4 protein-coding genes are annotated in these 2,480 nt (G+C 73.5%); 2 read left to right on the top strand and 2 right to left on the bottom strand.

Features of this window, described 5'->3' with window-relative positions; translation table 11 throughout:
* On the top strand, positions 1 to 306 hold a 306-nt coding region (locus tag ABZ641_RS33040), incomplete at its 5' end, for a LysR substrate-binding domain-containing protein (protein WP_359987850.1).
* Between the two features lie 127 nt (positions 307 to 433).
* Positions 434 to 868, top strand: a complete 435-nt coding sequence (locus tag ABZ641_RS33035; protein ID WP_359987847.1) for a DUF5959 family protein — start codon at positions 434 to 436, stop codon at positions 866 to 868.
* A 9-nt stretch (positions 869 to 877) separates the two neighbouring features.
* Here ABZ641_RS33035 and ABZ641_RS33030 read toward each other — a convergent pair whose 3' ends face one another.
* Together ABZ641_RS33030 and ABZ641_RS33025 are read right to left on the bottom strand one after the other, a co-directional pair.
* A complete protein-coding gene (locus ABZ641_RS33030; RefSeq protein WP_344623348.1) occupies positions 878 to 1,339 on the bottom strand; it encodes a helix-turn-helix domain-containing protein in 462 nt (153 codons plus the stop codon).
* 126 nt (positions 1,340 to 1,465) lie between these two features.
* Positions 1,466 to 2,480: thiopeptide maturation pyridine synthase (locus ABZ641_RS33025; RefSeq protein WP_359987844.1), on the bottom strand; the 1,015-nt coding region annotated here is incomplete at its 5' end.

The raw sequence follows: 2,480 nt of genomic DNA, 5'->3' as shown, positions 1-2,480 counted from the left end.
CGCGAACGGGGGTCGGGCACCCGCGACACCCTCGACCGGGCGCTGCGCCGGGCGGGGGCGGGCGACTCCCGGCGGCTGCTGGAGCTCGGCTCGGCGACGGCCGTCCGCAACGCGGTGATCGCCGGAACGGGCCCCGCCGTCATGAGCGAGCTCGCCGTACGGACGGCCGTCGCCGACGGCCGTCTGGTGGAGGTGGAGACGGAGGGGATCGACATGCGGCGGTCCCTGCGCGCGGTCTGGCCCTCCGGCCGCACCCCGACCGGACCGGCCGCCGAACTGCTCGCCTGCACACGGGCCGGCCGGTGACCCGGTGCCGTCCGCCGGTGTCCGCGGGCCGGGCCCGGTCGGGGCGCTGTCGGTCGGACCCGGCAGGATGCGGGTGGCGGGCCGGTGTCGGGGGCCGGGCCGGAGTGCGTGAGGAGGAGGGGCGCGGGTGGGGGATCTCGATGTCGTGAGGTTCGCGGACCGGACGCAGAGCGTCGCGGTGGTGCTGGAGGACGCGGCGGGCGGCGGCCCCCACGAAGGGTGGCACGAGGCCGGGATCGAGATCGAGGCCGGCTTCGTCCGGGCGTACCTGCCGTTGCGTTTCACCGATGCCGATCTCGCGGACCTCACCGGCCACCTCGCCGCCCGCGCCGCGGCCGAGGAGGACGGCGCCCTGCCGGACGGCTCCGCGGTCGACTGGCCGGAGGCGGGCCGCAGCGCCTACCTGCGGCTGTGTGCCGCCGACCCGTTCGTGGTGGAGGTCCGCGACCCGGTCCGGAGCGGGGTGACGGTGAGCGTGCCGCTGCACCTGCGCGACGGCTGGGCGGCCCGCGCCCTCACCCGGCTGGACCGGTTGCGCGCCGCGCTCGGCGAGGGTCGCTGAGCGCGGCGGTCACAGCCGCGTGGGCCGTTCCTGGGGGAATCCGTCCGGGGGGAGCGGGGCGGCCACCGGCCGCAGGGGTGTTCTGTAGTCGAGCATCCGCCGGTCGTACTCGCGCTGGTGGGCCCGGATCTCGTCCGTGTTGTCGACCGCCCAGGTGTGCAGCCGGCTGAAGGGTTCCCGCAGGGATTCGCCGAGTCGGGTCAGCGAGTACTCGACCCCGACCGGGGAGGTCGGCAGAACCTGGCGCCTGATCATCCCGTTGCGTTCCAGACGGCGCAGGGTCTGGGTGAGCACCCGCTGGGTCACGCCCTCCAGCTGGCGCTTGATCTCGTTGAAGCGCTTGGGCTCGCTGAGGACCGTCAGGACGGTCATCGACCACTTGTCGGCGATCTGGTCGAGGATCGGGCGGCTCGGGTCGTCGTTGCGTCGGTGGGCGCCGTTGACGGCGGCGCCGGCTTCGGAAGTGGCCAAGGTGTGCTCCCCCTCGCATTCGCGGCACGTCGTGGGAACCATGCCGGGAGCATGAGCATGCCATATCAACTCGGCATTCCGTTTCATACGGGCGCATTCAATGACATTTCTTTGCCTGACGGTCCCTCACATCCCTTGTCCCTGCCCGGTACGGCCCGGCGACAGACGACCGCCGCCGTCGACGAAGCCGATCAGGTCCTGGATCCGGTCCATGGCGGTCACCCCGTGCACGTCCTCGACGGCGCGGGCGACCACGTGGCAGATCAGGTTGCGTTCCAGCTCGCCGATGCCGATCCGGTACATGTTCAGGTAGAGCCAGTTGAGGACGACCCGGTACTGCCGGAAGGCGTCCCAGCCCCCGAGTTGGTCGGCCGCCCCCCGGTGGCCGCCGAGCGTCCGGTGGAACGGGCTGCGGTCGGACCAGGCGCCCCAGCTCGAACCCCACTCCTCCGGCCGGCCGTTCGCGTCGGTGTCGAGCGCCAGCTCCCCGGCCCGGATCAGTTCGGCCGCCCGCTCGCGGTAGTGCAGCAGGGTGTCGAGCAGACCGCCGAACGGCGGCACCTCGTAGCGACCGTCCGTCGCGGTGATGGTGGCGACGCGTCGCCTGAAGTGGTCCGCGTTGGCCTCGTAGACCCGGTCGAACCGCTCGCGCAGTCCGTCGGGTTGCTTGGCGAGGAAGGCGTCGGCGTGCCCGCGGTAGGAGAGGTAGCCGTAGGTCACCGGTGGCAGGAAGCGGTGCGCCGCCGCGATGAACAGGTCGACGGCGGGCGCGATCCTCGAACCGCCGCCGCGGACGGCCTCCAGGACGGCGAAGACGGTGTCGTTGGTGTCCGTGTAGTAGTCGGCGAGCAGGTCGGCCGCGGCCTGCCCGCCGAGGACGGTGAGGCGCCGGTCGTAGGGCTCGGTCTCGACGGAGTTGTTGGCGGCCCACGGGGTCAGCGGCCCCTGCTCGCGCTCGTTGCGGGCGAGCCGCCGGTGCTGCTCCAGCGCGGCCGTCTCGTCGAGCACCGCCGTGGAGGGGCGGGCCCGCAGGTAGCCGCCGAGGATGTCCGCCGCGGCCGGGGCGACCACCGCGTCGAAGGCCTCGGGGGTCGCCTCGATCGGGATCCGGACGTGCGGCCCGCGCCGCCAGTGCGGCTGG

The organism is Kitasatospora sp. NPDC007106, assembly GCF_040634455.1.
Lineage (GTDB): Bacteria > Actinomycetota > Actinomycetes > Streptomycetales > Streptomycetaceae > Kitasatospora > Kitasatospora arboriphila.
The sequence above is the reverse complement of the archived record's forward strand: the minus strand, read 5'-3'. Positions and strand labels throughout refer to the sequence as shown.